This window comes from Streptosporangium sp. NPDC049078 (assembly GCF_040648855.1).
In the GTDB taxonomy this organism is placed as follows: Bacteria; Actinomycetota; Actinomycetes; order Streptosporangiales; family Streptosporangiaceae; genus Streptosporangium.
In genome coordinates, this window is sequence record NZ_JBEZEL010000003.1 from 164,948 (window position 1) to 190,261 (window position 25,314).

The 25,314-nt window shown below is 71.0% G+C and carries 20 protein-coding genes; 9 read left to right on the plus strand and 11 right to left on the minus strand.

What is annotated here, in order from left to right; all coding sequences use genetic code 11:
- Positions 1–118: 118 nt before the first annotated feature.
- The 3 genes from AB0B90_RS05795 to AB0B90_RS05805 all read right to left on the minus strand — a co-directional run bounded on the left by AB0B90_RS05795 (position 119) and on the right by AB0B90_RS05805 (position 4,144).
- Complete coding sequence (locus AB0B90_RS05795; RefSeq protein WP_350947596.1) at positions 119–457, minus strand: YbaB/EbfC family nucleoid-associated protein; 339 nt, start codon at positions 455–457, stop codon at positions 119–121.
- A 29-nt stretch (positions 458–486) separates the two neighbouring features.
- Positions 487–2,706 carry a serine/threonine protein kinase gene (locus AB0B90_RS05800; RefSeq protein WP_362921019.1) on the minus strand — a complete coding sequence of 740 codons (2,220 nt, stop codon included), beginning with the start codon at positions 2,704–2,706 and terminating at the stop codon, positions 487–489.
- Between the two features lie 100 nt (positions 2,707–2,806).
- Positions 2,807–4,144 (minus strand): S8 family serine peptidase, encoded by a 1,338-nt coding sequence (locus AB0B90_RS05805; protein ID WP_362921021.1) that lies wholly within the window; start codon positions 4,142–4,144, stop codon positions 2,807–2,809.
- A gap of 261 nt (positions 4,145–4,405) precedes the next feature.
- Here AB0B90_RS05805 and AB0B90_RS05810 point away from each other — a divergent pair, with 261 nt between their 5' ends.
- The 3 genes from AB0B90_RS05810 (at position 4,406) to AB0B90_RS05820 (ending at position 9,937) form a co-directional block, all read left to right on the plus strand.
- On the plus strand, positions 4,406–5,410 hold the full coding sequence (locus AB0B90_RS05810; RefSeq protein ID WP_362899402.1) for a methionine synthase: 1,005 nt from the start codon (positions 4,406–4,408) through the stop codon (positions 5,408–5,410).
- A 138-nt stretch (positions 5,411–5,548) separates the two neighbouring features.
- The gene (gene ligA / locus AB0B90_RS05815; RefSeq protein ID WP_350947600.1) at positions 5,549–7,729 is read left to right on the plus strand and encodes an NAD-dependent DNA ligase LigA; all 2,181 of its coding nucleotides are present in this window, start codon (positions 5,549–5,551) and stop codon (positions 7,727–7,729) included.
- A gap of 126 nt (positions 7,730–7,855) precedes the next feature.
- Complete coding sequence (locus tag AB0B90_RS05820; protein ID WP_350947601.1) at positions 7,856–9,937, plus strand: EAL domain-containing protein; 2,082 nt, start codon at positions 7,856–7,858, stop codon at positions 9,935–9,937.
- Positions 9,938–10,102: 165 nt separating this feature from the next.
- On the opposite strand, the gene AB0B90_RS05825 is transcribed toward AB0B90_RS05820, so the two are convergent.
- Entirely contained in the window at positions 10,103–11,518 is a 1,416-nt protein-coding gene (locus tag AB0B90_RS05825; RefSeq protein WP_362921025.1) for a DUF234 domain-containing protein, read from the minus strand.
- A gap of 470 nt (positions 11,519–11,988) precedes the next feature.
- On the opposite strand from AB0B90_RS05825, the gene gatC reads away from it, so the two are divergent.
- From gatC to gatB, 5 genes are all read left to right on the plus strand, one after another.
- Complete coding sequence (gene gatC, locus AB0B90_RS05830) at positions 11,989–12,288, plus strand: Asp-tRNA(Asn)/Glu-tRNA(Gln) amidotransferase subunit GatC (protein ID WP_350947603.1); 300 nt, start codon at positions 11,989–11,991, stop codon at positions 12,286–12,288.
- Complete coding sequence (gene gatA, locus AB0B90_RS05835) at positions 12,285–13,775, plus strand: Asp-tRNA(Asn)/Glu-tRNA(Gln) amidotransferase subunit GatA (protein ID WP_350947604.1); 1,491 nt, start codon at positions 12,285–12,287, stop codon at positions 13,773–13,775. Before gatC ends, gatA begins: the two co-directional genes overlap by 4 nt.
- A 70-nt stretch (positions 13,776–13,845) precedes the next feature.
- On the plus strand, positions 13,846–14,934 hold the full coding sequence (locus AB0B90_RS05840) for an AAA family ATPase (RefSeq protein WP_362899412.1): 1,089 nt from the start codon (positions 13,846–13,848) through the stop codon (positions 14,932–14,934).
- Positions 14,931–15,500 carry a hypothetical protein gene (locus tag AB0B90_RS05845; protein ID WP_350947606.1) on the plus strand — a complete coding sequence of 190 codons (570 nt, stop codon included), beginning with the start codon at positions 14,931–14,933 and terminating at the stop codon, positions 15,498–15,500. The genes AB0B90_RS05840 and AB0B90_RS05845 overlap by 4 nt, the downstream gene beginning before the upstream one ends.
- Positions 15,501–15,615: 115 nt before the next feature.
- Positions 15,616–17,121 (plus strand): Asp-tRNA(Asn)/Glu-tRNA(Gln) amidotransferase subunit GatB, encoded by a 1,506-nt coding sequence (gatB, locus tag AB0B90_RS05850; RefSeq protein WP_350947607.1) that lies wholly within the window; start codon positions 15,616–15,618, stop codon positions 17,119–17,121.
- Positions 17,122–17,366: 245 nt separating this feature from the next.
- On the opposite strand, the gene AB0B90_RS05855 is transcribed toward gatB, so the two are convergent.
- From AB0B90_RS05855 to AB0B90_RS05885, 7 genes are all read right to left on the minus strand, one after another.
- A complete protein-coding gene (locus AB0B90_RS05855; RefSeq protein ID WP_362921028.1) occupies positions 17,367–18,932 on the minus strand; it encodes a hypothetical protein in 1,566 nt (521 codons plus the stop codon).
- 187 nt (positions 18,933–19,119) lie between these two features.
- A complete protein-coding gene (locus AB0B90_RS05860) occupies positions 19,120–19,431 on the minus strand; it encodes a DUF4352 domain-containing protein (RefSeq protein WP_350947609.1) in 312 nt (103 codons plus the stop codon).
- Positions 19,432–19,530: 99 nt separating this feature from the next.
- Positions 19,531–21,669: a peptidase domain-containing ABC transporter gene (locus AB0B90_RS05865; RefSeq protein WP_350947610.1), complete on the minus strand. Its 2,139-nt coding sequence runs from the start codon at positions 21,667–21,669 to the stop codon at positions 19,531–19,533.
- The gene (locus AB0B90_RS05870; RefSeq protein WP_362921031.1) at positions 21,666–22,184 is read right to left on the minus strand and encodes a hypothetical protein; all 519 of its coding nucleotides are present in this window, start codon (positions 22,182–22,184) and stop codon (positions 21,666–21,668) included. The genes AB0B90_RS05865 and AB0B90_RS05870 overlap by 4 nt, the downstream gene beginning before the upstream one ends.
- Positions 22,169–23,173, minus strand: coding sequence for a TIGR04500 family putative peptide maturation system protein (locus AB0B90_RS05875; RefSeq protein ID WP_350947612.1), 1,005 nt, complete (start codon positions 23,171–23,173; stop codon positions 22,169–22,171). Before AB0B90_RS05875 ends, AB0B90_RS05870 begins: the two co-directional genes overlap by 16 nt.
- Entirely contained in the window at positions 23,170–24,192 is a 1,023-nt protein-coding gene (locus tag AB0B90_RS05880) for an MvdC/MvdD family ATP grasp protein (RefSeq protein ID WP_362921033.1), read from the minus strand. The genes AB0B90_RS05875 and AB0B90_RS05880 overlap by 4 nt, the downstream gene beginning before the upstream one ends.
- 154 nt (positions 24,193–24,346) lie before the next feature.
- Positions 24,347–24,484, minus strand: coding sequence for a putative ATP-grasp target RiPP (locus tag AB0B90_RS05885; protein WP_350947614.1), 138 nt, complete (start codon positions 24,482–24,484; stop codon positions 24,347–24,349).
- A 413-nt stretch (positions 24,485–24,897) separates the two neighbouring features.
- Between AB0B90_RS05885 and AB0B90_RS05890 the strand changes: the two genes are divergently transcribed.
- Positions 24,898–25,281 (plus strand): SH3 domain-containing protein, encoded by a 384-nt coding sequence (locus tag AB0B90_RS05890; RefSeq protein ID WP_362899423.1) that lies wholly within the window; start codon positions 24,898–24,900, stop codon positions 25,279–25,281.
- The last annotated feature ends 33 nt before the right edge of the window (positions 25,282–25,314 follow it).

A 25,314-nucleotide genomic window follows, 5' to 3' on the forward strand; every position in this document is an offset into this window, starting at 1 on the left:
GTGGGCGCCCGCGGGGCGGCCGCCTCCTGGCTCGGGCGCCGGCGCCCTCCGGCGCGCCCCCCCAGCGACCCCCCCCCCCCCACCGACCAGGGTGAACCGGGGCCGGCCGGTCACCTGGTCAGAGGGGTTGGTTCCCGAAGGGGTCCTCCAGGAGGGAGTTCAGCAGCGCGCCGCTCTGTTCGGCCGCGTCCCTGACGGCCTCGCCCGAGGCCTCCAGGATCGCCTCCGCGAGGGCCTCGGAGCCCAGACGGAGAGCACGCGGGTCGATGCGGAGGGCGGCCAGCGCGCCGCTGGCCAGCACCTCCACCGACACGTGGCCGTCGGCCGCCCGGCCGTGGCCCCTGGCCTCGGCCAGGTTCCGGCCGACCTCCTCCATCCGGGTCGTCTGCTCCCCGATCACCGTGAGGAGCCGGTCCGCCTCCGGGTCCCCGGTCGGTGAGTACGGTTCGCCGGACATACCCGGCATGCTCTCCCGCCGGCCGCGCATTACCGGCAGTTTCCCCAGTCGACGGAGGCGGAGCCGGCGGATCCGCCGCCGCCGAAGCGCACGCACTTGCCCTGGGCGGAGACGATGATCGGTCCCAGGTAGTACTCGTGGCTGCCTCGTTCGGTCTTGGCCCGGCTGCCCTGCACCTCAAGGGTGGCCCAGAGCGGGGACGCGACCCCCACGTTCTCGTTCTTCAGGGTGGCCACGCAGGTGTTCTTCGTGGCGGCGTTGAAGAGCTGGTAGACAGTCCCGCCCGTGAACGGGGACTGCCGCTGCACGACGAAGCCCGGCCCGCAGACCTTCTCCGGCGTGTAGGGGTTGGCGCGCCGCGCCGGCGCGGACGACGAAGGACTCGGGGGCGAGAACGTCCACGAGGGCCTGGCCGTCTGCGAGGGCCTGAACGTCCATGAGGGCCGTGCGGTGTGCGAGGGCTTCCAGGACGGCGGGGCCGGGGACGACGTCGGTCTCGCGGCCGGACGGGTCGGCGCGATGCTGGGGGTCGGCGTCGGTTCGGGGGTGCCGGGCGGGGCCGGGGTGGGGGTGGGGCTCGGCTCGGGGGTCGGCGTTCCGGTCGGGGGTCCCTCCGGCTCGACGGTCAACGACGGGGTCGGTGTCGGCGTCGGGGTCGGCTGGGCCGCGGGGGCGGACGTCTCCGCCGCCGAGGGCACCCCGGCCGTGGGACTCGGCACCCCGGGCACGTTCGGAGCCTCGGTGAGCGGTGCCGTCGGCACGGGCGGAGGGTTGGTGTACATGCCGATGTCCGGGACCTGAGGCAGCTCGGTGGGTGCGTCGCTCGGCAGTTGCAGCGGCCCCACCTCGGCGACCTCGGGGTCGGGCGTCGTACCCCAGGGCACGGTCACCTTGCCCGAGGGGTTCTCCCCGGTGTTCTGCACGGGGTCCTGCCCCTGCGGCTCGTTCCGTGACCGGTCCACCAGCCCGAGCGAGACCTCGGGGAGCGCGCCGTCGGCGGAGGCCCGCTGCTCGCTCAGGGCGGTGTATCGCCCGGCGGCCCAGATCCCGAGCCCGGAGAGCAGGACGATCACACCGACGCAGGCGGCGAGCGCCATCGAGAAGTTGCCCGTCCTCGGACGGTCCTTGACCGCCTTCGCGGGTGCCGGGTCCGGGGCTCCGGGAGCGGCCGACGTGACCTGGGGAAGCTGCGGAGCTCCCCAGACCGACGTCGCGGGCTCCGCCTGTCGCGGTGCGGCGGCACCGGGAACCTGCTCGCCCCGTGATGAGTCGTCTTCCCCCGTGGTCCCCGTGCCCGGCCGCGCCCCCACGCCGGTGTCCGGTGCCCCGATCTCCGTCCCGGCGTCCGAGACGGTGCCGGGGACGCCCGGGAGCCCCAGGACGCCGGAGACAGGGCCGGGAGGAGAGGGGATCGCGGGACCGGTGACGATGCCGGGGAGAGGAGCCGGTGCGTCCGTGACCTCCGGCTCGCCCAGCAGGCGCAGCATGGCGGCCTTGGCCTCCGGGCGCTCCCGGGCTCGCCCGTCCAGGCAGGAGGCGAGGAGTGGCCTCAGCTCCGCGGGCAGGCCGGTCAGGTCCGCGTGGCCTTCCAGGACCTTCTCGGCAAGTCCGCCGAAGGGCGGCCGTCCGGTCGCGGCGTAGACGACCGTGGCCGCCCAGGCGAAGAGGTCGGCGGGCTTGCTCGCCTCCGGCGCGGAGGTGGCCTCCTCGCGAATGTGCTCGGGGGCCCGGTAGTCCGGCTCCCGCTCGCCCGTGACGGGTTCGAGCCCGATGTCGAAGACGCGGGGACCGTCCGGGCCGAGGAGCACGGTGTCGGGGGTGAGGGACCCGTGGGCGAGGCCGGACAGGTGGAGGGCGGTCAGCGCGGTGAGCGTGCCGGTGGCGAACCGCTCCAGCGCGTCCCCGGTGAGCGGCCCGCCCTCGGCCACCGCCTGCCGCAGCGTGGGTCCCTCGATGTGCTCGCGGACCACGTACGGGCGGTCGTCGAACCAGCCGACCTCCAGCAGTCTCGCGGCGTGGGCTCCGGACGCGCGCTTGGCGGCGTGCAGTTCGTTGGTGATCCGCTCCCGTGTCCCGGGGTCGGGAGCCCCGGGTTCGGCGGGGAGGAGGCGGATGACGCGGATGATGTCGTCGTCGGGAAGATGTCCCAGGTAGGCGGCGTGTCCTGGATCCTGGTCGAGTCGGCCGACCAGGATGTACACACCGATGCGCTTGGGATCTTCGGGTAGTAATGGGTGCAAATACCCCATTGCATTCCTTCCAGCACAGCTGTCAATAAAGCCGCTTTAAACTAATCGGGCACCATCCAACCAAATTTGCCGCACCAGATCGTATTTTTAGTCCTGTTCGTTACGTTTGGCGGTCAATGGTGCCCGGTCGCCAACCCCTGCGGCGTCCCATCGGTATCGCGATGCCCGCCACGGTCACCAGAACGCCCACGACGAGCGCTCCCAGCGCGACCCAGATCGAGATCGAGACGGCCCGGGAATCCTCGGGAGGTGCGGGCCGCACCACGTTTCCCGGCAGCGGCGCGGCGAGGCGCGGCGCGAGCGCCACCTGCTCGGACGGCAGGATCGCCGAGACCGCCAGCAGCGGGTTGACCATCCCCGCGCCGGTACCCGCCCCCGCGCCGCCGTCGGCGGTCAACTCGACGCGCCGCCGTACCCGCACGTTGTCCAGCCCGGGATGGCGGGCCCGGACCAGCGCGACGACACCGGCCACGTACGGGGCGGCGAAGCTGGTCCCCTCCAGGTCCTCGCGGTAGGTCCGCCCGGCCCAGGTGCTCGTCACGTTCCGGCCCGGAGCCAGGACGGAGACGGGGGTGACGGCGTTGGAGGAGTCGGCCCTCGCGCCGTCGGGGCCGGCGGCCCCGACCGAGAGGACCCCCTCGTAGGCGGCCGGGTAGGCGGGCGCGGGGGTGCCGTCCTCCTTCTGCACGTTGCCGGCCGCGGCCACCACGACCGCGTCCATGGCGAGGGCGTAGGCGACCGCGTCGCGCAGGTCGGCCTGGTCGCCCGCCTGGACCGACACGTTGATCACGTCGGCGCCCAGCTCGGCGGCCCGCACGATGGCCGCGGCCAGCCGGCCCACGTCGCCGGTACCGTCCGAGGTCTGCTTGATGGAGATCAGCTTCGCCTGCGGCGCGACCCCGGTGAAGGGCACCCCCTTGATCTCGGCCGCCGCGATGATGCCCGCCACCGCGGTGCCGTGGCCGAGACAGTCGCGGGCACCGGTCGCGGTCAGGTCGATCGACCGGGCCCTCCTCAGCTGGGGATGCCTGGTGTCCACCCCGCTGTCGACGACCGCGACGGTCACCCCGGCCCCCTTGGTCAGCTCCCACACCTCGGGGAGGCTGAGCCGGCGCTGGGCCCAGGACTCCCCGATGCTGGTCGTACCGCGCCGTGGGTTGCATTTGGCGGGCGCGGACGTTCCCGGGGTTCCCGCCCCGCCCTTCGCCGTCGAAGCGCCCGCCTTCACCGTAACCGCGCTGCCCGCCCCGCCCCTCGCCGTCGAAGCGCCCCCCGCGGTCGCCGTACCCGCGCTTCCCGCCGAGGCCGTCCCCGCCGTCGCGGCGGCCCGTGCCGCGGTCTCCGCCTCCGTACCCTTCGCCTCTGTACTCTTCGCCACGGCCGGTGGCGCGGCGACCGCCGCCAGCACCAGCATCGTGACGAGCATCCGACCGATCACGAAACGCCCCCAGAACGAACCAGCACGAACGGTCCCCCGAGCGAAACGGCCCCGCACCGAGACGCTTCCGGAGCGATAAGGCCCCAGAAAAGGGTGAATACCGGGCAGCACCCTACTCAGCTTGATCGCACGCCGTCACGGTGCGGCGGGATCGCCACGGCCGGAGACGCGATCCGGCGGCCATAGGCTGGCCTGGGCGGGGGAGCCGAGCAGGCGCCGGCGGGTTCCCGCCCACGTCCCCACGCGAAACCAGGAGCAGTCTTGAGCCAGTACCCATGGGGCGAGGCCACCGCGACCGGCATCGGGTCGCATCCGGGTGAGGATCACGCCGAGGCGGTCAGGGTCGCCTTCGGGGAGTCACCCGCGCTGCCGTACCTGCCGGAACTACCGGCCCGCGGTGTCGGCGCCGACATGATCGGGCGCACCGCGTCACTCCTGCTGGACCTGCCCGTCGAGGTGCAGCCGTCCGGCTGGCGCTTCGCCGACCGGCCGGGACGCGACTTCAAGCGCGCCCGCGACCATCTCGTACGCGACCTCGACGGCCTGGAGGAGGTGGCCCAGGGATACGAGGGGCCCTTCAAGATCCAGGTGTGCGGGCCGTGGACGCTGGCGGGGGCGATCGAGCTCAGGCACGGCGACAAGACGCTCGCCGACCCGGGAGCGGTGCGCGACCTGGTGGAATCCCTGGCGGAAGGGCTCACCGCGCACGTCGCCGACGTGCGCCGCAGGGTTCCGGGCGCCTCGCGGATCGTGGTGCAGATCGACGAGCCGGGGCTGCCCGGCGTCCTGCGGGGTACGGTGCCGACGGCCTCGGGCTTCGGGCGGCTCGCCGCCGTCGACCGTCAGATCGTCGCCGACCGGCTCGGCGCGGTGTTCCCCGCGGAGACGTTCACGGTCGTGCACTGCTGCGCCCCCGGCGTGCCCTTCGGGGTCCTGCGCACGGCGGGCGTGGGAGGCGTCTCGCTGGACGCCCACCTGATGAGGAGACGCGACGAGGACGCGATCGGCGAGACCGTCGAGGCCGGGACCGCCCTGTTCCTCGGCGTCGTACCGGGCGTGGACTCCGCGATCCCGGACGTCGGCGCGGTCGCCGAACCCGCCGTCGGGCTCTGGCGCCGCCTCGGCTTCCCCTCCTCGACCCTCGCCTCGCAGGTCGTGCTCACCCCCGCCTGCGGGCTGGCCGGGGCCTCGCCCGCCTACGCCAGAGCGGCCCTGGCCGCCTGCCGCAAGGCCGCCGCCGTGCTGCGGGACGACCCCGGCGAGTGATCTCGCGCGGGCGCCCGGACGGGGGCGGCTCGGGCTTGTCCAACTCGGGGCAATGACGGGGTCGCGTTGTCGGTGCTCGAAGATACGTTTGTCATGGGCCACGACTGTCTCGGGTCACGACGAGGGGAGAAGCGGGCGATGGGCGCTGAGGTCGAGGGTGTGCCGGTGTCGGCGCTGGAGCGGCACGCGGAGCTGACGGAGCTGGTCGAGGAGGCCAACTGGCGTTACCACGTGCTCGACTCGCCGACCGTGAGCGACGCGCAGTACGACGGGTGGATGCGTGAGCTGCGCGAGCTGGAGGAGCGGAGCCCGAGCCTGCGCACGCCCGACTCGCCCACCCAGAAGATCGGCGCGCCGATCTCCAGCGACTTCACCCCGGTCAGTCACCTGCAGCGCATGGAGAGCCTCGACAACGCCTTCAACGCCGACGACCTCGCCTCCTGGCGGGCGAGGGCCGAGCGGCTGGCCGAGCGCGACCCCGCGCCCTACCTGTGCGAGCTGAAGATCGACGGCCTGGCGATCGCGCTGCTCTACGAGAAGGGGCGCCTCACCAGGGGGGCGACCAGGGGTGACGGCCGCGTCGGCGACGACGTGACGGCCAACGTCCGCACGATCGCCAACATCCCCCACCGCCTGACCGGCGACGACGTGCCCGACGTGGTGGAGGTGAGGGGCGAGGTCTACATCCCCGTCGAGGAGTTCGAGAAGCTCAACGAGCAGCTGGTCGAGGCGGGCAAGGCGCCGTTCGCCAACCCGCGTAACTCCGCGGCGGGCTCCCTGCGGCAGAAGGACCCGCGCATCACCGCCCAGCGGCCGCTCTACATGATCGTTCACGGGATCGGCAAGTGGGAGGGGGCCGCCGCGCCCCGCACCCAGTCGGAGATCTACGAACGGCTCGGCGGGTTCGGCCTGCCGGTCAGCGACCTCTACCGGGTCGTCGACGATCTCGACGGCATCAACGGCTTCATCGAGTTCTACCGCGAGCACCGCCACGACCCGGCCTACGAGATCGACGGCGTCGTGGTCAAGGTCAACCGCATCGAGCTGCAGCACAACCTGGGCTCGACCAGCAGGGCCCCGCGCTGGGCGATCGCCTACAAATACCCGCCGGAGGAGGTCAACACGAAGCTCCTCGACATCCAGGTCGCGGTGGGCCGCACCGGCAGGGTCACCCCGTACGGCGTCATGGAGCCGATCGTCGTGGCGGGTTCCACGGTCGAGCGGGCCACGCTGCACAACGCCTCCGAGGTGGCGCGCAAGGGCGTGCTGATCGGTGACACCGTGGTGCTGCGCAAGGCGGGCGACGTCATTCCCGAGATCGTCGGCCCGGTGGTCGACCTGCGTGACGGCACCGAGCGCGAGTTCGTGATGCCGGAGCACTGCCCGGAGTGCGGCACCATGCTGGCGTACGAGAAGGAGGGCGACGCCGACCTGCGCTGCCCCAACACCAGGGCCTGCCCCGCCCAGCTCCGCGAGCGCATCTTCTTCGCGGCCGGACGCAGGGCGTTCGACGTCGAAGGGCTCGGCTACGTGGCGGCCACCGCGCTGACCCAGCCGCTGCCGCCGCAGGAGCCGCCGGTCCGCACCGAGGCCGACCTGTTCGACCTGACGATGGATCGGCTGCTGCCGATCAGGTCGGTGGTCCGCGACCCCGACACCGGCCTGCCCAAAACCGATCCGGAGAGCGGCGAGCCGAAGGTCGTCACCTTCTTCGCCAACCAGAGCGGCGAGCCGAGCAAGAACGCGGAGAAGATGCTGGAGCAGCTGGAAAAGGCGAAGACCCAGCCGGTCTGGCGGGTGCTCGTCGCGCTCTCCATCCGGCATGTCGGTCCTCCGACGGCCCAGGCGATCGCCGACGAGTTCCGCTCGATCCCCGCGATCGCGGAGGCGTCGGAGGAGGAGCTCGCCGCCGTCGAGGGCGTCGGCCCGCGCGTGGCCGCGGCGATCCACGACTGGTTCACGGTCGACTGGCACCGGGAGATCGTCGACAGGTGGGCCGCGGCCGGAGTCCGGATGGTCGACGACCCCCCGGCCGAGCAGCTCCCGCAGACCCTGGCCGGTCTCACCTTCGTGGTGACCGGCACGCTCGCCGACTTCACCCGTGACGAGGCGGGCGAGGCCCTGGCCGCCCGCGGCGGCAAGGTCTCGGCGTCGGTGTCGAAGAAGACCTCCTTCGTGGTGGTGGGGGAGAACGCCGGTTCCAAGTTCGACAAGGCGGTCAAGCTCGGCGTGCCGATCCTCGACGAGGCCGGCCTGCGGGTTCTGTTGAGCGAGGGGCCCGAGGCGGCGTCGGAGGTCACGGTGACACCCGAGGAGTAGGGGTCACCCCAGACTTGTGTCTCAAAAACGTGCGAATTGATAGTGACAGAACGTGCGCAATCGGTTCCGCGAAGTGGCCTGTAGGCCGTACTCTCCCATAGTGAACTAATGGGGGTTTTGTTACTCATGGCCGACCCAACCGACACTCGCGACACCGGACCGCGACCGGGGACGCCCCTGTGGGCCTATCTCGCCGTCGTCATCACGATCGGGTTCACCGCGCTCGTCGTATCCCTGCTGAGCATGAACGTGGCCGAGGCCGCGGAGCTCGTCCGCAGCCCGCTGTTCTGGATGCTCGCGGCCCTCATCGTGTTGGGCGAGTTGCGGCCGGTGGTCCTGTCGTCGTCGATGACGGTGGGGGGCACCTACCCGTCGACCATGTTCACCTTCGCCGCGCTGCTCCACTACGGCCTGCCGGTCGCCGTGCTGCTGCAGGCGGTCGCCATGATCGTCAACGGGGCCGTCACCCGCAAGGCGATCCATCGGATCATGTTCAACATCGCGCAGGTGACGATGGCCTGCGGTGCGGCCGGGCTGGTGCTCGGGCTGTTCGGCGACCGGCCTGTCACGGTGACCGCCTGGGTGCCGACGGGCTCCGACCTGCTCGCGATCGGGCTGGCCGGGCTCGCCTACTTCGTGGTCCGGGCCCTGCTGGTCTCCGGCGCGGTGGCGCTGCACGAGCGCAGGTCGATCTACCGGGTGATCAGGACCACCGTCGGCCACCAGAGCCTCGTCTACACGGGGCTGCTCGGCCTCGCTCCGCTCGTCGTGGTGGTGATGAACCACTCACCGGCCCTGGTGCCGCTCTTCCTGGCGCCGATGGTGGCGGTCTACTTCACCGCCACCATGTCGGTCCGCCGCGACCACCAGGCGACGCACGACGTGCTGACCGGGCTGCCCAACCGCAAGATGCTCGTGCTCAGCACGGAGGAGGCGCTCGCCGAGGCGCGCGACGGCGAGCGGGTCGGCCTGTTCCTGCTCGACCTCGACAGGTTCAAGGAGATCAACGACACCCTCGGGCACCCGGTCGGCGACCGGCTCCTGCAACTGGTCGCGCACCGCCTCACCCACAGCGTCCGGCCCGGCGACGTGGTCGCCAGGCTCGGCGGCGACGAGTTCGCCGTCCTGCTGCCCTCGGTGCGGGACGCCGCGGCGGCCAGGGAGGTGGCGGCCCGCCTGCGGGTGGCGATCACCGAGCCGGTCCGGCTGGAGGGCATGAGCTTCGACCTGGACGCCTCGTTCGGCATCGCCATCTACCCCGACCACGCCCCCGACTTCGAGATGCTCCTGCAACGTTCCGACGTGGCGATGTATCTCGCGAAGGAGAGCAGGAGCGGGGTCGAGATCTACGCCGCCGACAAGGACCGCAACAGCCCGGAACGCCTCAATCTTCTCGGCGACCTGCGCAGGGCGATCGACCGCTCCGAGCTCCGGCTGCACTACCAGCCCAAGCTCGACCTGGCGGGAGGGCAGGTCAGGGGCGTGGAGGCACTGCTGCGGTGGCGCCACCCCGAGCGGGGGATGATCCCTCCGGGGGAGTTCGTGCCGATGGCCGAGCAGTCCTATCTGATGCGCCACCTCACCGGATACGTCATCGACGCCGCGCTGGAGCAGGCCGCCCACTGGTGGCACACCGGCCTGCACGAGCAGATCTCCGTCAACGTCTCGGCCCGCGACCTGCTCGACTGCGCTCTCTCCGACCAGCTGGGGGAGGGGCTGGCGCGATACCGGCTGCCGCCCAAGGCGATCCAGCTGGAGGTCACCGAACGCATCCTGATGACCGACCAGGCGTACACCGACGGGGCCGTCCGAGCCCTCACCGCGCTGGGGGTGCCGCTCGCGCTGGACGACTTCGGCACCGGCTACTCCTCGCTGGTGCGCCTGCAGCGCCTTCCCGTCTCCGAGGTCAAGATCGACTCCTCGTTCGTCCGCCGCATCGGCGAGTCCAAGGACGACGAGCGGATCGTCCGCTCCATCATCGACCTGGTCCGCTCTCTCGGGCTGCGCTCGGTCGCCGAGGGCGTCGAGTCGGAGGAGGTGGCCAAGCGCCTGGCCGACATGGGCTGCGACCTCGGCCAGGGCTGGTTGTTCGCCGAACCCATGTCCGCTGCCGACGCGACCGTATGGTTGCGCGAACATCGAGCCATCGCCACCCATGACCTGGGCTTCCTGCGCGGCACCGAGATCCTCGATCCCCAGAGGGCCTAGGTCGTCCCTGGGGCGGGCCGCCATGCCGTCGGGGGACGTCCACGCACCCGGATGTCCCGGCCGCACCGCCCCGCGTGCCCCCGATCGGCCCGGGGTGATCACCCGCTGAGCCGGCGCGGACACGGCCGCCGACTCGCGACGATGAGGTACCTGCCGGCGACGGGGTCAGCTCCACGCCCGGATGAGATCATCGGGGCCGTACGCGGCGGTGAGGCCGGCGCAGGAGACTCCGCCGCGCGAGACCGCGACGAGCGGGATGGGCTCGTCCGTCAAGGCCGCTCGGTGTCCGGCCAGGGCGGCGAGGTCGTGGTCGTCGAACGAGGCGTTCTCCAGCCACTTGATCGACCCCAGGAAACACAGCCGCTGGGCGATCGGCCCCCTGTCCGCACCCACGATGTCGATCTCCACGTCGTTGCTCCTGGTCCAGTAGGAGCCGATCGCCGGCGCCTCCGGCAACCGGTCGTCGGGGAGCAGCCGGGCCAGTGACTCGCGGATGAGAGGTTCCACGGCTCGGCCTCGCCAGCTGCTCCACTGCGAGGCGACCCGCCGCATGGTCAGGTCACCTCTGCGACGCTCTATCTCGGGCATGTGCGGCCGGACGAAGTGGAGCCAGAATCGCAGGTACGGGTCGGTCACGCGGTATCGGCGCTCTTTGGAAGGGCGGGTGGACAGCGGCAGGTCACCGGTGACGATCCCCTTGGAGGTGAGAAGCTCGGCCGCCCTGGAAAGGGTGCTGTGTGAGATCCCGCCCGCGCTTCTGGCGATGTTGGTGAACGTGCGCTCGCCGCTGCCGATGGCCCGGAGCACTTCACTCGCCTGGGCGGCGGAGGGGAACTCGGCCGCGAGGGAGCGCTCGGCGGACACCAGAAGGGCCGAGACCGGGTTTGTCAGGGCGGCGTGCAGATATTCCCAGAGCGACGCCCCACGAGGCCACTCCCCGCAGACGAGCGGGAGACCGCCGGTGACGAGGGCCGCGTCGAACGCGTCGGCGGCCGTGAGGTGGAGCATCTGCTGGATCTCACGGGGGTTGAGCGGCCCGACGATCATCTCGGTGCCACGCTGGTGGAAGGGGTGCTCGTAGCTGTTCAGCGCCTCCATCATGGACAGGTCGGATCCGATGAGGATCAGCAGCACGGGCTTGCGGCTGAGAAACCGGTCCCAGGCGCGCTGGAGCAGTCCCTCGAAGGCGTCGACGCGGTCCATGAGATAGGGGACCTCGTCGATCACGACGATGGACGGGCTGTCGTCGGGAAGCGCGTCCGCCAGCAGCTGCAGTGCTCCGTTCCAGGTGCCGGGTGCCGCCTCCAGGAACGTGTTCCTGCCCGGCAGGTCCGACATCGCGACATCGGCCATGATCTGGTGGAGCTCGCTCTGGGCGTCCGCCCGCGCAGAGGTGTAGAAGAGCGACGGCAGGCCGCTGCGGGCGATGAACTCCTCGGCCAGGGCCGACTTGCCGATCCGCCTGCGTCCCCGGATCAGCACGCACCGCCCGGGACGCCCGGTCGTCGCCTCCGTCCGGACGCGGTCGAGCAGGGAACCGAGAGCCGCCAGCTCGCGCTCCCTGCCGATGAACTCGCCCACGCCTCCCCCGATACTTCCATCGGCGATACTATCGCCGACAATACTATCGCTGGCGATAGTATTGTCGGCGAAGGAAGATGGAAGCGTACTTCTCAGAAGTACGCTTCCACGCGATGAGGAGCGTGGTCCGCGATCTCCTCGGGAAGGGCGCACGGCCGACCGTTCGCACGGACGAGACGGGCCGCCCCCTCCGGGGCGTAAGGTTCACGCCGGACGTCGCCCGAGTCCGTGACGGAAGACGTTTCGAGGTCGGTCAGCCCGTCGGGATCGTGGTCGCGACCCCGTCCGGACCCGCGCCGGCGGACTTCGGGGGGTTTCCCGCGAGGGGTGACGGCCCGGACGCGGTCTGACCGCCCCGAGTAAGAGATCTTCGCTCGGTTGCGGCCGTGTTAATGAGTCGGGACCCTCAGGTCGCGAGCCATAGGATGACAGTGTCCAATTGCCATTCCACGAAACGGGTTCAACGACTCATGTCCGCCATAACCCGCGACGAGGTCGCTCACCTCGCCCGGCTGTCCCGGCTGGCGCTGGCCGACGAGGAGCTCGACCACTTCGCCGCCCAGCTCGATGTGATCATCGGTGCGGTCGCCCGCGTCGCCGAGGTGGCGGCCGACGACATCCCGCCGTCCTCGCACGCGCTCCCTCTCACCAACGTCTACCGTCCCGACGAGGTGCGACCCAGTCTGACGCCGCAGGAGGCGCTGTCCGGCGCCCCGGCGGTCGAGGACGACCGCTTCCGCGTCCCGCGCATCCTCGGGGAGGAAGCATGAGCCTCATCCGCAAGTCCGCCGCGGACCTCGGCGCGCTGATCGCGAGCGGTGAGGTCTCCGCCGTCGAGGTCGCCCAGGCCCACCTCGACCGGATGGCCGCCGTCGAGCCGAAGGTGAACGCCTTCCTCCACATCGACGCCGAGACGACCCTGGAACAGGCGCGCGCCGTCGACGCCCGCAGGGCCGCCGGCGAGGAGCTCGGCCCGCTGGCCGGGGTGCCGATCGCGCACAAGGACGTCTTCACCACCAGGGACATGCCGACCACGGCCGGATCGAAGATCCTCCAGGGTTGGAAGCCGCCGTACGACGCGACCGTGACCCGCCGCCTGCGCGAGTCCGGGCTGGTGATCCTCGGCAAGACCAACCTCGACGAGTTCGCGATGGGCTCCTCCACCGAGAACTCGGCGTACGGCGTCACCCACAACCCCTGGGACCTCTCCCGCATCCCCGGCGGCTCCTCGGGCGGCTCCTCCGCCGCGGTCGCCGCGTACGAGGCCCCGCTGTCCACCGGCACCGACACCGGCGGCTCGATCCGCCAGCCCGCCGCGGTCACCGGCATCGTGGGCATGAAGCCCACCTACGGCGGTTCGTCCCGATACGGCCTGATCGCCTTCGCGAGCTCGCTCGACACCCCGGGCCCCTTCGCCCGCAACGTGCTCGACGCGGCGCTGCTGCACGAGGCGTTCTCCGGGCACGACGTCATGGACTCCACCTCCGTCGACGCCCCGGTGCCCTCGGTCGTCGAGGCGGCGCGCAACGGCGACGTGGCCGGGCTGCGCATCGGCGTGGTCAAGGAGTTCGGCGGCGACGGCTACCAGGCGGGCGTGCTCGCGCGCTTCCACGAGACCGTGGAGCTGCTGGAGTCGCTGGGCGCGAAGGTCTTCGAGGTCTCCTGCCCGTCGTTCACCACCGCGCTCCCGGCGTACTACCTCATCGCCCCCTCGGAGTGCTCCTCCAACCTGGCCCGCTTCGACGCGATGCGCTACGGCCTGCGCGTCGGCGACGACGGCACCCGCAGCGCCGAGGAGGTCATGGCCCTGACCCGCGCGCAGGGCTTCGGCCCCGAGGTCAAGCGCCGCATCATCCTGGGCACGTACGCGCTGTCCAGCGGTTACTACGACGCCTACTACGGGCAGGCGCAGAAGGTCCGCACGCTCATCGCGCGCGACTTCGAGGCCGCCTTCCAGCAGGTGGACGTGCTCATCTCGCCGACGACGCCCACCACGGCGTTCCCGATCGGCGAGCGCGCCGACGACCCCATGGCGATGTACCTGGCCGACCTGTGCACCATCCCGACCAACCTGGCGGGCAACGCGGCGATCTCCGTGCCGTGCGGCCTGGCCGACGAGGACGGACTGCCCGTCGGTCTGCAGATCATGGCCCCGGTGCTCGGCGACGACCGCTGCTACCGGGTCGGCGCCGCGGTGGAGAGGGCGCTCCAGAGCCGGTGGGGCGGCGACCTGCTGTCCAAGGCGCCGGAGCTGTAGGGCTTTTCCGGGACCGTGGGGCGAGGGTTCGTGGGGCTAGGGGGAGACAGGTGACAGGGAGAACGGTGGCATGATCACTCGGATCGAGATCGACGGGTTCAAGTCCTTCTTGAGCTTCGATCTCGATGTGCCGCCCTTCCTCGCGCTGGTCGGTCCCAACGCGAGCGGCAAGTCGAACCTCTTCGACGCCGTGGGGTTCGTGGCGGCCGAGATCGAAGGTTCCGGGGGGCTGCTCGGGGCGACCCGAGGGCTGCCCGGGGAGCAGTTCCACCGGGTCGCCCACGGCTCGGCGGTGCCGGGGTTCGTCGTCTCGGTGGAGGCGCTGGTCACCCCGGAGCCGGGCTCCGTGGTCCCGGTCAGGTTCGACGTGGGCGCGGAGATGGTGCTGAAGATCCCCAGATCCAGCGGTGCCGTCGTCAGCCACGCGGTCCAGCGGATCCCCGAGGAGCTGCTGGAGCTCATGGTCGAGGACCCCGACCCGGAGGGAACGCCCCGCCGTACGGTCCAGTCGTGGCGGCGATACTCGCCGTCACCTGCGGCGATGCGCCGCCGGTGCCCCTCGGCCGACCGGGGGCCGCTCGCGGCCGACGGCGCGAACCTGGCCGCGGTGCTCGGGCGGATGGCGGGTACGGGGGCGCTGGCCGACCTCGCGGCCGATCTCGCCGGGGTGGTTCCCGACGTCATCGACCTGGTGCCGCGCGTCGAGCGCGGGGAGTGCTCCTTCGAGCTGCTCGTCGACGGCCAGGGAGCGGTTCCCGCCGCGCTGCTGTCCGACGGCACGCTGCGGATCCTCGGCCTCCTCACCGCGCTGCACGACCCCGACCACCCGGGCACGCTGCTGGTGGAGGAGATCGAGAACGGTGTCCACCCGGCCCGCCTCGGCGAGCTGCTCCGGCGGGTGCGCCGCCGGATCACCGTGCCCGGAGGTCCCGAGCCGTTGCGGCAGCTCATCCTCACCAGTCAGTCCCCGATCGTCGTCGCCGAGGTCTACCGGACCGAGCCGGACGCGCTCACGTTCCTCGACACCGCGGTCCGCGTCGACCCCGACAACGATCGGGTCTCGCGGGTGACCGTGGCCAAGTCGATCCAGCCGGACGGCGAGCCGGGAACGTTCGTCTCGCCCCGGCAGGTCCGCGAATACCTGGGAGCGGCGGCATGAGCAGCCGCCCCCTGGTGCCGGGACTCATCGCGGAAGGGGAGGTCGACGAGGGCTTCCTCGGCGTCCTGATCTCCAGGCAGCTGCGCGAGCTCACCTGGATGTCGCCGTACGCCGTGGACGTCGAGGCGACGGAGGTCGTCTCCTGTGACCGGGATCACCTGGTCACCGCGCTGGAGGAGCTCGCGGCCGACTGCCACCTGCTCTTCACGCACGAAGACGAGCGGGAGCGCCGCCGCAGAGAGGGTGTCCGCTACCACTCGCACTACCTCGTGCCGGTGATCGGAATGGGCGAGACCGAAGGCTGGATGCTCGCCGACCCCGCCGCGTGGGCGAAACTGGAGGGCAGCGACCTCAGCAGGCTGCCCGCGCGACCTCGCGACGTCGAGAGGATCTCCGACCCCGCGGGGGTGCTGGCCACGACCGTCCCCCAGCGCGGCAAGCCCGCCCGCGACTACTTCGAGTACATAGGACGCAACATCGACCTCGCCGTTCTGGCCCAGGTGCCCGCCTACGCGAACTGGGTGGCCGAGACGAGGAACGCGTTGAAGGGACTTGGATATCTGTGACGTTTTCTATGGAAATGGTGAACGACAATGAGCGCTGAGAGAGCCCGACGCAGTGAGCGTAGTGGCGCGCGAGGGACGAGCGCTCCGCGTAGCGAGCGAGGAGCGGTGAACGACAATGAGCGCTGAGACGTTGATGCCGTACGACGAGGCGCTGGAGCGCTTCGAGCCGGTGCTCGGCCTGGAGACGCACGTCGAGCTGGGTACGGCGTCGAAGATGTTCTGCGGCTGCCCGACCGCGTTCGGCGCACCGCCGAACACGCACGTCTGTCCGGTCTGCCTGGCGCTGCCCGGCTCGCTGCCGACGGCGAACGCCGCCGCGATCGAGGCGACGATCCGCATCGGTCTCGCGCTCAACTGCTCCATCGCCGAGTGGTGCCGCTTCGCCCGGAAGAACTACTTCTATCCGGACATGCCGAAGAACTACCAGATCAGCCAGTACGACGAGCCGCTCTGCTTCGACGGCTACCTCGACGTCGAGGTCGACGGCAAGACCGTCAGGATCGAGATCGAGCGCGTCCACCTGGAGGAGGACACCGGCAAGTCCACCCACGTGGGTGGCGCGACCGGCCGCATCCACGGCGCCGACTACTCGATCGTCGACTACAACCGGGCGGGCATCCCGCTGGTGGAGATCGTCACCAAGCCGATCCCGGGGACCGACAGGCTCGCCCCCGAGGTCGCCCGCGCCTACGGCACCGAGCTGCGTGAGCTGGTGCGCGGTCTCGGTGTCTCCGACGTGCGCATGGAGGAGGGCTCCATGCGCTTCGACGTGAACGTCTCCCTCATGCCGCGCGGCTCCTCGGAGTGGGGCACCCGCACCGAGACCAAGAACGTCAACTCGCTGCGCAGCGTCGAGCGTTCCGTACGGGGTGAGATCGAGCGCCAGGCCGCGATCCTGGCCGACGGCGGCCGGATCATCCAGGAGACCCGTCACTTCCACGAGAACACCGGCACCACCACCTCGGGACGGTCCAAGGAGGAGGCGCAGGACTACCGCTACTTCCCCGAGCCCGACCTGGTGCCGATCGCCCCCGACCCCGCGTGGGTCGCGACCCTCAAGGCCGCCCTGCCCGAGCTGCCGGGCGCGCGGCGCAAGCGGCTCCAGCAGGAGTGGGGCGTCTCCGACCTGGACATGGCCTCCATGCACAACGCCGACGCCATCTCCCTGGTCGAGGCGACGGTCGCCGCGGGCGCCCCGCCCGCGGACGCCCGCAAGTGGTGGATGGGTGAGCTGGCCCGCCGCGCCAACGAGGCCGGGCTCCCGCTGAGCGCGCTGAGCATCACCCCCGACCAGATCGCCAGGGTGTGCGCGATGGTCGCCGGGGGAGCGCTGAACGACAAGCTGGCCCGCCAGGTGCTTGAGGGCGTGCTGAACGGCGAGGGCTCGCCCGACGAGGTGGTGGCCGCCCGCGGCCTGCAGATCGTCAACGACGAGGGCGAGCTCATGGAGATCATCGACCAGGTCCTGGCGAGCAACGCCGACGCGGCCGACAAGGTCCGCAGCGGCAAGGTCGCCGCCGTCGGCGCCCTGGTCGGCGGTGTCATGAAGGCGAGCAGGGGCAAGGCCGACGCGGGCCGCGCCCGCGAGCTCATCCTGGAGCGCCTCGGCGTCTCCGGCTGACCGGGCGATCCGCGTGCGGGGTCTCCCGGAGGCTCACGCGACGGGCTGAGAGTGGCCCGCGCGTGAGGCTTCCGGGAGGCCCACGCGGAAGGTTCCGCGAGGAGCCCGCGCGCCGGCGTCCGGGAGGTGGCCGCCGGAGGTTCCGTGAAAAGACCGTGCGCCGGCGTCCGGGTGGGCGCGCCGGAGGTTCCACACGTCGGCCTTCGCCATGTGAGACGAACGCTCCGCCGAGCGGCTGACCAGCGTTAGTTTCGAAGGAAGTCGATCATCTCGGTTCTGGTCTTCTCGTGGGGTTCGACCGACGCCGCCTGCCGCAGCCAGTGTCTGGCCTCGTCTGGTACGGCTGAGCTCGGCCAGCCGGTCAGTGTGGCCAGGGCAGCGCGCCGGACTCTGGTGAGTCGGCCGCGCAGCGCCACGTCGATCAGTGTCAGTCCGATGCCAGGGAAGGCCTCCAGTCCGCCTACGACGGACTCCAGCGCTCGATCCGGCCGGTACTCCTCGCCGATGCCGCGGTGATCACCAGGCCCGTCGGCCAGATCGGCGAGGGGAAGGAGCCGTTCGGCCAGGTGTCCGAGTTGTTCGGCCTCCTCGGCGGTGGCGAGCCGGATGGCGTGGTACCAGGCGGACTCGTCCAGCGGATCGGTCTTCAGCCGGGCGATGATCTGCGGGACCACCCGCAGCCGAAGTCTGTCGGCAACCCACATCGCGTGGTGGAAATGGGCGTGGTGCGGGTCGGTCAGGCACTCCAGTACGAGGTCGTTCCACCGAGGTTGGGCGGTGAGTTCCTCGTAGCGGCGGCGGAGCCGCGCGATCGTGTCGGGCGGCCAGGGCGAATCGTCGTCGAGCTCGCGGAGGAAGGCCAGGATTCTCAGCGCGGCGTCCAGCCTGCCGAGCGTGCCTCCCCGGTCGGAGAGGAGGTCGGCGAGGCGATGCATGGCCGGTACGGCGTCGGCGTAGTCGCTCATGTCCTCGGCCGGGCCACCCAGGGCCAGGGCTGCCAGGATGTCCGCGGCGCCGTCCAGTAAGGCGTCGTCGATGTCCGGCTCCAGCAGGGCCGAGTACAGGTCACCGGTCGTGGCCGCGAGGTGGGCCAGGTATTCGTCCATGATCTCGTTGCGGAAGCCGTCGCGGAGCAACCAGGCCCTGATCTGTGGATCGCCGCACCCTTTGAGTCGTTCCACCGCGTGGATGCGGCCCCAGCCGCGCACTCGGCGGGCCAGTTCGTAGGTGGCGCGTTGGCGGTCGGGCTGGGTGCGCTGCAGGGCCACCACCGCGTACAGGGTGAGTTCCTCCAGTGTGCCGAGCAGGAGCAGCAGCTCGCGGTCCCGTTCGTCCCCACAGGCGCCGAGCAGCACAATGCCGATCTTGACGGCTTCACGGTGGGTGCCGTGCTCGGCCAGATGTCTGCCGACCGCGCCTATGCGGTCTCTGGGGAGTCGTAGTCGCCGGATTCGGTCGACGAGATCGTCGGCGATACCGAGCGCCGAAACGGCGCTTGACCGAGCATGCAGCCGTAGAAGATCGTCATGGGCGGGATCGCCGGTGACGATCCTGCCGAGCAGGTCGGCGATCTCGATGACGGCGTCGTCGTCGGACTCGATACCGAAGTGATGGCTCTGGATGCCGTCCATGACGACGCTGCTGATGAACGGTTCGTCGCCGGTGGGGCGGGGCTGGTCATCGGGGAGCCGGTCCGCGTCCTGCGGCCACGGGCCGGACCCGTAACGCAGGGACATCGCGAGGGCGTGAGCGAGGAAGGTGGGGCGCTGATCGAGAGGATCGTCGCCCGGCTCCCACGTGCCGGGGTTCATCGGCTGGGGCGGTGGCCGCCCTTCCTGTAGGTCATGACCGCCATGATGACCTATCGGGGGCCCGGATCGCAATCACGGGCCAGCTCGCCCGGATCGACGGCGAGGACCGCGGCCAACCGCTCCCGTGCTGACAACGCGTTGGCGGACGCGCTGATCTCGCTGGGATCAGCGCGTTGTGAACGTATTTCTATTCGGTCAGCCACTCGCCCTTGTGGTCGGCGAATCCACTGTCCAGTGCGAACTGAAGCTTTTTGATTTTCATGGTCTTGGGGACCTCGAAGACGAGGACCCCCTTGCGGCTGTCGCCGCTGCTCATCGTGACCGATCCGGCGAACGAGACGCCTTCCTGTATATCGCCGTACGTTGTTCGGTATTGCTGGCCCTCGGTGTCGATCAACATGGCGCCGTTGGACGGGCTGCCCGGTGTTTTTGAGGATGAGTTGGACCGGATGTCCGCTCGGATGACGCGATCCGCGATTCTTCTGGCCTTCTTATGCATGCCGGGTGATCGAATACTCGACCGCAGGTTGGTAAGCGCCGTCCGTTCGGTTGCGTTATCTCGAAAATCGAGTCGGTTCGTGTCGTGCGGGGAGCGAAGTCAGGTGGGACTGCTCTGGGCGGTTACGAGTTCGGCGTACTTGCCGGCGGCGGCCATCAGTTCGTCGTGGGTGCCGCGCTCCACGACGCGTCCGGAGTCGATCACCAGGATCAGGTCGGCGTCCCTGATCGTGCTCAGCCGGTGGGCGATCACGATGCGGGTCTGGGTGAGCCAGAACAGGTTGGACTCGATGGTCGCCTCGGTGGCGCTGTCCAGGTTGCTGGTGGCCTCGTCGAGCAGCAGGATCTTCGGTCGCGGCAGGATCGCGCGGGCGAGCGAGAGCCGCTGACGCTGGCCGCCGGAGAGACCGCCGCCGTCGGTCAGCACCGTCTCGTACTTCATCGGCATGGCCATGATCTCCTCGTGCAGCGCCGCCACCTCGGCCGCGGCGACGACCCGCTCCAGGGGGGCGTCGGGGAGGTTCAGTGCGATGTTCTCCCTGATCGATCCGCTGAACAGGGAGGAGTCCTGGCCGACCACGCCGAACTGGCGGCGCAGGGTGCGCAGGTTGAGCTCGGAGGCCGGAACGCCGTCGTACAGGATCTCGCCCTCCACCGGGGTGTGCAGGGTGAGCAGCAGCCTGGCCAGCGTGCTCTTGCCGGAGCCCGAGGCGCCCACCAGCGCGACCTTCTGCCCGGGCCGGATGGAGACCGAGACGTCCCTCACCACCCACGGGCCGCGGGGGTCGTGCCGGAAGCTCACGCCGCGCAACTCCACCGCGCCGCGCAGCCGGAGCACCTCGATGCCTTCGCTGGGTTCGGGTTCCGAGGCGAGGATGTCGGAGAGCCGGTCGAAGTGCGCGCCCGCCTGCTGCAGGCTCTGCAGGCCGGTCATGAGCGAGCCCAGCGGGGTGAGGGCGCCGAGTGCGATGGCGTTGAGCGCGATCAGCGCGCCCACGGTCAGCTCTCCGTCGAGGACCCGCCAGGTGCCGAGCCACAGCAGGCCGAGCGGGGCGACCACCCGGATCGCGGACAGCGCGGCCTCCACCAGGCCCCGGGTGAGGCCGCTGCGCACGTCGGCGTTGAGCTGCTCGGTGAAGTGGGCCGACCACTGCTCCACCGCCCGGCTCTCGGCCCCGGACGCCTTCAGCGTCTCGATGCCGGTGATCGCCTGGATGAGGCTGCTCTGCGACGCGGAGTAGGCGGTCAGCTCCCGCTGGGTGAGGAGGTTGATCCGGCGGGTGGTGGCCAGCACCAGAAGCCCCTGAGCCACGACCACCCCGGTCAGGGCGAGCCCGAAGACGGGATCCCAGACGTAGACGAGCACGAGGTAGCCGATGGCGAGCGGGCCGTCCAGCAGCGCCGCCACGATCTGGCCGGTGAGGATGTCACGCAGTGTGGAGACGCTGGCGGCCCTGGTCAGCAGGTCGCCCTTGCCGCGCTGCGCGAAGTACCGGTACGGCAGCGTCACCAGGTGGCCGATCACCCCCTCGGTGAGTTCCTGGTCGGCGCGGGCCCGTACCGCCACCAGCAGCGCCGCCCGCAGGTAGCCGATCACGAACTGGGCCACCCCGGCCAGCAGCACGGCCCCCCCGAGGAGGGGGAGCAGGTCCGCTCCCCGGGAAGGGATGACCTTGTCGATCAGCAGCTGGGAGAGCAGGGGCAGCGCCAGGCCCAGCAGTTGCAGCAGCAGCGAGGCGGCGATGACCTGCGCGAGCAGGCCGCGGCGGCGCCGGAACAGGGTGCGGACGAACTCGCGCCGCCAGGCGCTCGCCATCGAGGACGTGCCGCGATGGAACCCCTCGCCGGGTTCGAAGACCAGCAGTACGCCGGTGAACCCGGCGCCGAACTCCTCCGCGGTGAGGCGGCGGCGGCCCCGCCCGGGATCGACGAGGTCAACCCGGTCGGGTGACCAGCGCTCGACCACCACGAAGTGGTTGAACTCCCAGTGCGCGACCGCGGGCAGCGGCACACGCGCCAGGTCCTCGGGCGCGAGGGAGAAGGCACGCGCCTTCAGGCCGTGTTCGCGGGCGCCCTCCACGATGGCCTTGGCGCTCAGCCCGTCCCTGCCGACCTGCAGCCGTTCGGACACCTGGTGCAGCGTGGTGCGGTGGCCGTGGTGGCAGAGCACCATCGCCAGGCACGCCGCGCCGCACTCGGTGACGCTGTTCTGCAGCAGGACCGGTACGCGGTTCCTCATCCGCCCGCTCCCAGCACGAGCGTGATCAGCGTGGCACCGGCCGCGAGGACGGCGGCCACCACGATCCACAGCAGCAGGAACGACGGGCCGCTGATCACCAGCGGCATCTTGGCGGCGGCGCGGGAGTCGGCGTGCCGGCGCAGCGCCTCCTCCCGGTAGATGGGCCGCCCGTGACCGCTCCCCGAGGGGGGACCGGCCGGTGCGGACGGCGTCGGCGCGGCGGGGCCGGCCGAGGAGGAGGGCATCCCGGGGCCGGTGGTGGCCGGGGGGCGCGTCCGGGGGTCGGTGGCGTCGGCGGTGGTGGAGGGCTGCGTCCGCGTCTCGGTGGCGTCGGCGGTGGCGGGAAAACGCGTTCGGGGGTCGTCGGCGTCGGCCGCGGGGTGCGGAGGGGAGGCGGGAGGGGCGTAGGGGGGCCGCGTACGGTACCCCTCGCTGTCCTCCCAGTGCCGCACCCGGTGCCGGCCGGGCGCCGGGACGGCCTGTGTGCTGTCCGGATCGATCACGACCAGTGCCACTCGATCGTGGCCGAGGCGCGACGTTCCGCCAGCCAGCGGGCGAACGCGGCGCGTCCGGCGGCGGCGAGGGTCTCGGCGTCGCCGATGGCCGCGCTCCTGGACAGGACGGCGCCGGTCAGGAAGCCGCCGTCGGGCAGCTCGACCGGGCCGACGACGCGGCCGGGCGCCGCGCCGCGCAGTGCCTCGGGCAGATCCGTCTCCCAGCGGGTCGCGAAGGTCACCACCGTCTCCTCCACTGACGTCCCCTCCCCGAACGAGGTCAGGGCGGCGAGGAGGTCGGTCGTGCCGGCGGCGGACACCTTCTCCTCGCCGGTGACCCACACGGCCCTGACCCGGGCGAAGGCGCCGGGGTTCGCGGCCAGGTGGCCCGGGGCGAGTTCCGCCTCCTTGTCCCGGCGGAAGCGGCGGCGGCGGGCGATCTCGGTGATGTACGCCTCGAACCGCTCGCCGGACATCCCGGCCTCGGTCATCCAGGCCAGGGTCGACGCGCGGTCGTGCAGCCCTCTGCTCCTGCGGAACTCGTCGGCCGTCGCCTGGAGGTCGGCGGCGGTGAGCGGCTCGGTGCCGGCGGCCTCTTCGGTGGCCTCGACGAGCAGGCACTGGTCGACGATCTCCTGGTACGGCGACGCGTCCCTCCGGGAGAGCGAGCGCAGCATGGTCAGCGCCTGAGGAACCGTCACGTCCACGTCGTTGACGCTGACCAGATACCCGGCCGCCCAGTGCGTCGAGTGGTCGATCAGCCAGGGCACCCCGTCCTCGGCAGGGGCGGTCAGTGCGACCGTGCCGCCCTCGGGATGGTCGAGGAGCAGGTCGTAGTCGACCACCGGGGTTCCGGGGCGCCGGTCGACGACGAGCTGTGCCCGGATCTCCGGGTGCCGCGCCGCCCACTCGCCGACGGCACGGTGGGCGTCGGCGACGCCCGCGTCGCGGCGGGGCAGCGTACGGAGCAGGGAGACCCCGGATCGCAGGGCCTGCGCGAAATCGGTCACGGTTTCTCTCCGTCCATGAGCCAGCCCGCGATCGCGTCGCTGACGGGCAGTCCGCTCCACAGTTCGACGAACCCCCACGCGCCGTTGGAGTTCAGCTCCAGGAAGACGTACTCGCCGCCGGGGGTGACGATGAGGTCCAGGGCCGCGTAGGTGAGGCCGACGTCGGCGACCAGCCGGGCGCAGCGCGACGCCACCTCGGCGGGCAGTTCGTGTACGCCGTACCTGACCCGGTCGTTGTCGTAGTGCCGCCAGTCGTCCCTCGCCGCCCGGGAGGCCGACGCGTCGATCTCCGCGGCGAACACGCGCTCTCCCACGACGATCACCCGCAGCTCGACCGCCTTGGGAACGTAGGGCTGCAGGATCACCGGCTCGTCCTGGAGGCGGTGCCGGGAGGTCAGGTGGCGGCGGGTGACCACGGTCGTGAACGCGCGGTGCTCGGCGCCGTCGACCTGGAACGGCTCGGCGGTGATCTGCTTGGCGACCAGCCGTTCCGCCGATTCGTACGCGCCCGCGAGTTCGGCGGGGTCGTTGGTGTAGACCGTGTCGGGTACGGAGAAGCCCAGCTCGATCGCACGCGCCATGTGGAAGATCTTGTTGTGCGCGCGGCGTTCGTCCGCCCGGCGGCCGGGCAGCCAGCGCGCGGGCAGGAGGCTCCACACCCCGTCCAGCATGAACTCCGCCTGCCGGTCGACGTGCGCGCGGTGACTCGGCTCGGTCACGATGTCGGCCGCGGAGGGCGCGCTCGGACGGCTGCGCCAGACTGCGGTGATCCGGGACAGGTCGATCGTCTCCGCGCCGGTGTCCAGCAGCAGCCGTCGTTCCCCGCCGGCGAACGACACGGTGATCCGGCTGCGGCTCGGGAAGTCACCGGTGTCCCACCACAGCACGGGCGTCCCCGAGCAGGTCGCGGTGGTGTTCGCGTCGCCGTCCGCTCCCACCAGGTGAGCGCCGCGCCGCCGGAGTGCGGCCACGACCCTCTCGACCGCCCCGTCACCCCGCCTGCTGATGATCAGAATCACTGTCCGGTCCCGTCTCGAAGGCGCGGCGGAACGGGTCTCCCGTCCCACCGCGCCGTGTTCGTCCGATGCGCCCGTCCGCCGAAGGGTCCGGCCCGCCTCACCGGGGGGAAGGTCCCGTCGGTGGGCCGGCCCGATCAGCCGCTGGATCCGCGGACTAGTACTGCCACCACTCGCACGGCAGGTCCTTCTTCCACGCGCTGACCGACCACTTGCCGCCGGACACCTCGCCCAGCTCGGCCTCGGCGAGCTCGGCACCCTCGAAGGGCAGGTCGTCAATCGTGATCTTCGACATGATCATTCCTCTCGGCCGCGTCGTCGCGACCCCGGCTGGTCCTCCGGCCTCGGTGTCGAGAACCGGTCACCGGGTTGCCGCTTTCGGCCCCCGGTTCTACGGAGGAACCTAGGAACGATCACTTGTGGACCACTTGTGTTCCGCTTGGGAGCGCGAGGGGCCGGGCGCCGTGGCCGCCCGGAGCGAGGCCTGCGACGCGACCTGGACCGTCGGCGGGACCGGCCCGGTGACGGATGTCGAGGATCCTTCCGGTCGCCTGCGTGCCCTTAATCGGAAGGGCCTCTTTTATGTGGTAATTCACATTTCTGAAACTGAACAGGTGTTGACGAAATTCTTGATGGCTTGCACAGTAATCACTGCAGTCTCACCTTTAACTCCGGCATGACCTGACCTCACGATCGGAAGAACGTCCAATGAAAAAGCTTCTGGCATTCGCCGCCGCGACGTTGACGGCCGCCGCGGGGATGGCCGTTGCGGCCGTTCCCGCTCATGCGGGCCCGGTGAGGAGCGCTTTCGTCCTGTCGGCGGCCCCGGGCGTGGACGCGGTGGTGGTGGCGGACGGGGTGCGCCTGCGATCGAGCGCGGGAGGCTCAACGGTCATCGGCTATCTCTACTACGGCGATTACGGGCAGATTCTCAACCCGAACTCGACGGGCGGCTGGTGTAACTTCCGGCTGGGCGCCAGGTCGGCCTCGGGATTGCCCTCCGGCACCACGGGATGGGTTTCGTGCAGCTATCTGGCGAGGGAGGACGGCTTGAAATTCAACGGACCGGCCGTCGACACCCTGCGGGAATAGCCTTTTCCCCCGAACTTTCCCGGACAAGACCCG

What these genes read in the sequence shown, in the direction of transcription:
- AB0B90_RS05865 (WP_350947610.1), bottom strand. Translation starts at nt 21,669, where the DNA reads ATGAGGAACCGCGTACCGGTCCTGCTGCAGAACAGCGTCACCGAGTGC.
- AB0B90_RS05885 (WP_350947614.1), bottom strand. Translation starts at nt 24,484, where the DNA reads ATGTCGAAGATCACGATTGACGACCTGCCCTTCGAGGGTGCCGAGCTC.
- AB0B90_RS05860 (WP_350947609.1), bottom strand. Translation starts at nt 19,431, where the DNA reads ATGCATAAGAAGGCCAGAAGAATCGCGGATCGCGTCATCCGAGCGGAC.
- AB0B90_RS05840 (WP_362899412.1), top strand. Translation starts at nt 13,846, where the DNA reads ATGATCACTCGGATCGAGATCGACGGGTTCAAGTCCTTCTTGAGCTTC.
- AB0B90_RS05890 (WP_362899423.1), top strand. Translation starts at nt 24,898, where the DNA reads ATGAAAAAGCTTCTGGCATTCGCCGCCGCGACGTTGACGGCCGCCGCG.
- AB0B90_RS05800 (WP_362921019.1), bottom strand. Translation starts at nt 2,706, where the DNA reads ATGGGGTATTTGCACCCATTACTACCCGAAGATCCCAAGCGCATCGGT.
- AB0B90_RS05820 (WP_350947601.1), top strand. Translation starts at nt 7,856, where the DNA reads ATGGCCGACCCAACCGACACTCGCGACACCGGACCGCGACCGGGGACG.
- ligA (WP_350947600.1), top strand. Translation starts at nt 5,549, where the DNA reads ATGGGCGCTGAGGTCGAGGGTGTGCCGGTGTCGGCGCTGGAGCGGCAC.
- gatB (WP_350947607.1), top strand. Translation starts at nt 15,616, where the DNA reads ATGAGCGCTGAGACGTTGATGCCGTACGACGAGGCGCTGGAGCGCTTC.
- AB0B90_RS05855 (WP_362921028.1), bottom strand. Translation starts at nt 18,932, where the DNA reads ATGAACCCCGGCACGTGGGAGCCGGGCGACGATCCTCTCGATCAGCGC.
- gatC (WP_350947603.1), top strand. Translation starts at nt 11,989, where the DNA reads ATGTCCGCCATAACCCGCGACGAGGTCGCTCACCTCGCCCGGCTGTCC.
- AB0B90_RS05845 (WP_350947606.1), top strand. Translation starts at nt 14,931, where the DNA reads ATGAGCAGCCGCCCCCTGGTGCCGGGACTCATCGCGGAAGGGGAGGTC.
- gatA (WP_350947604.1), top strand. Translation starts at nt 12,285, where the DNA reads ATGAGCCTCATCCGCAAGTCCGCCGCGGACCTCGGCGCGCTGATCGCG.
- AB0B90_RS05795 (WP_350947596.1), bottom strand. Translation starts at nt 457, where the DNA reads ATGTCCGGCGAACCGTACTCACCGACCGGGGACCCGGAGGCGGACCGG.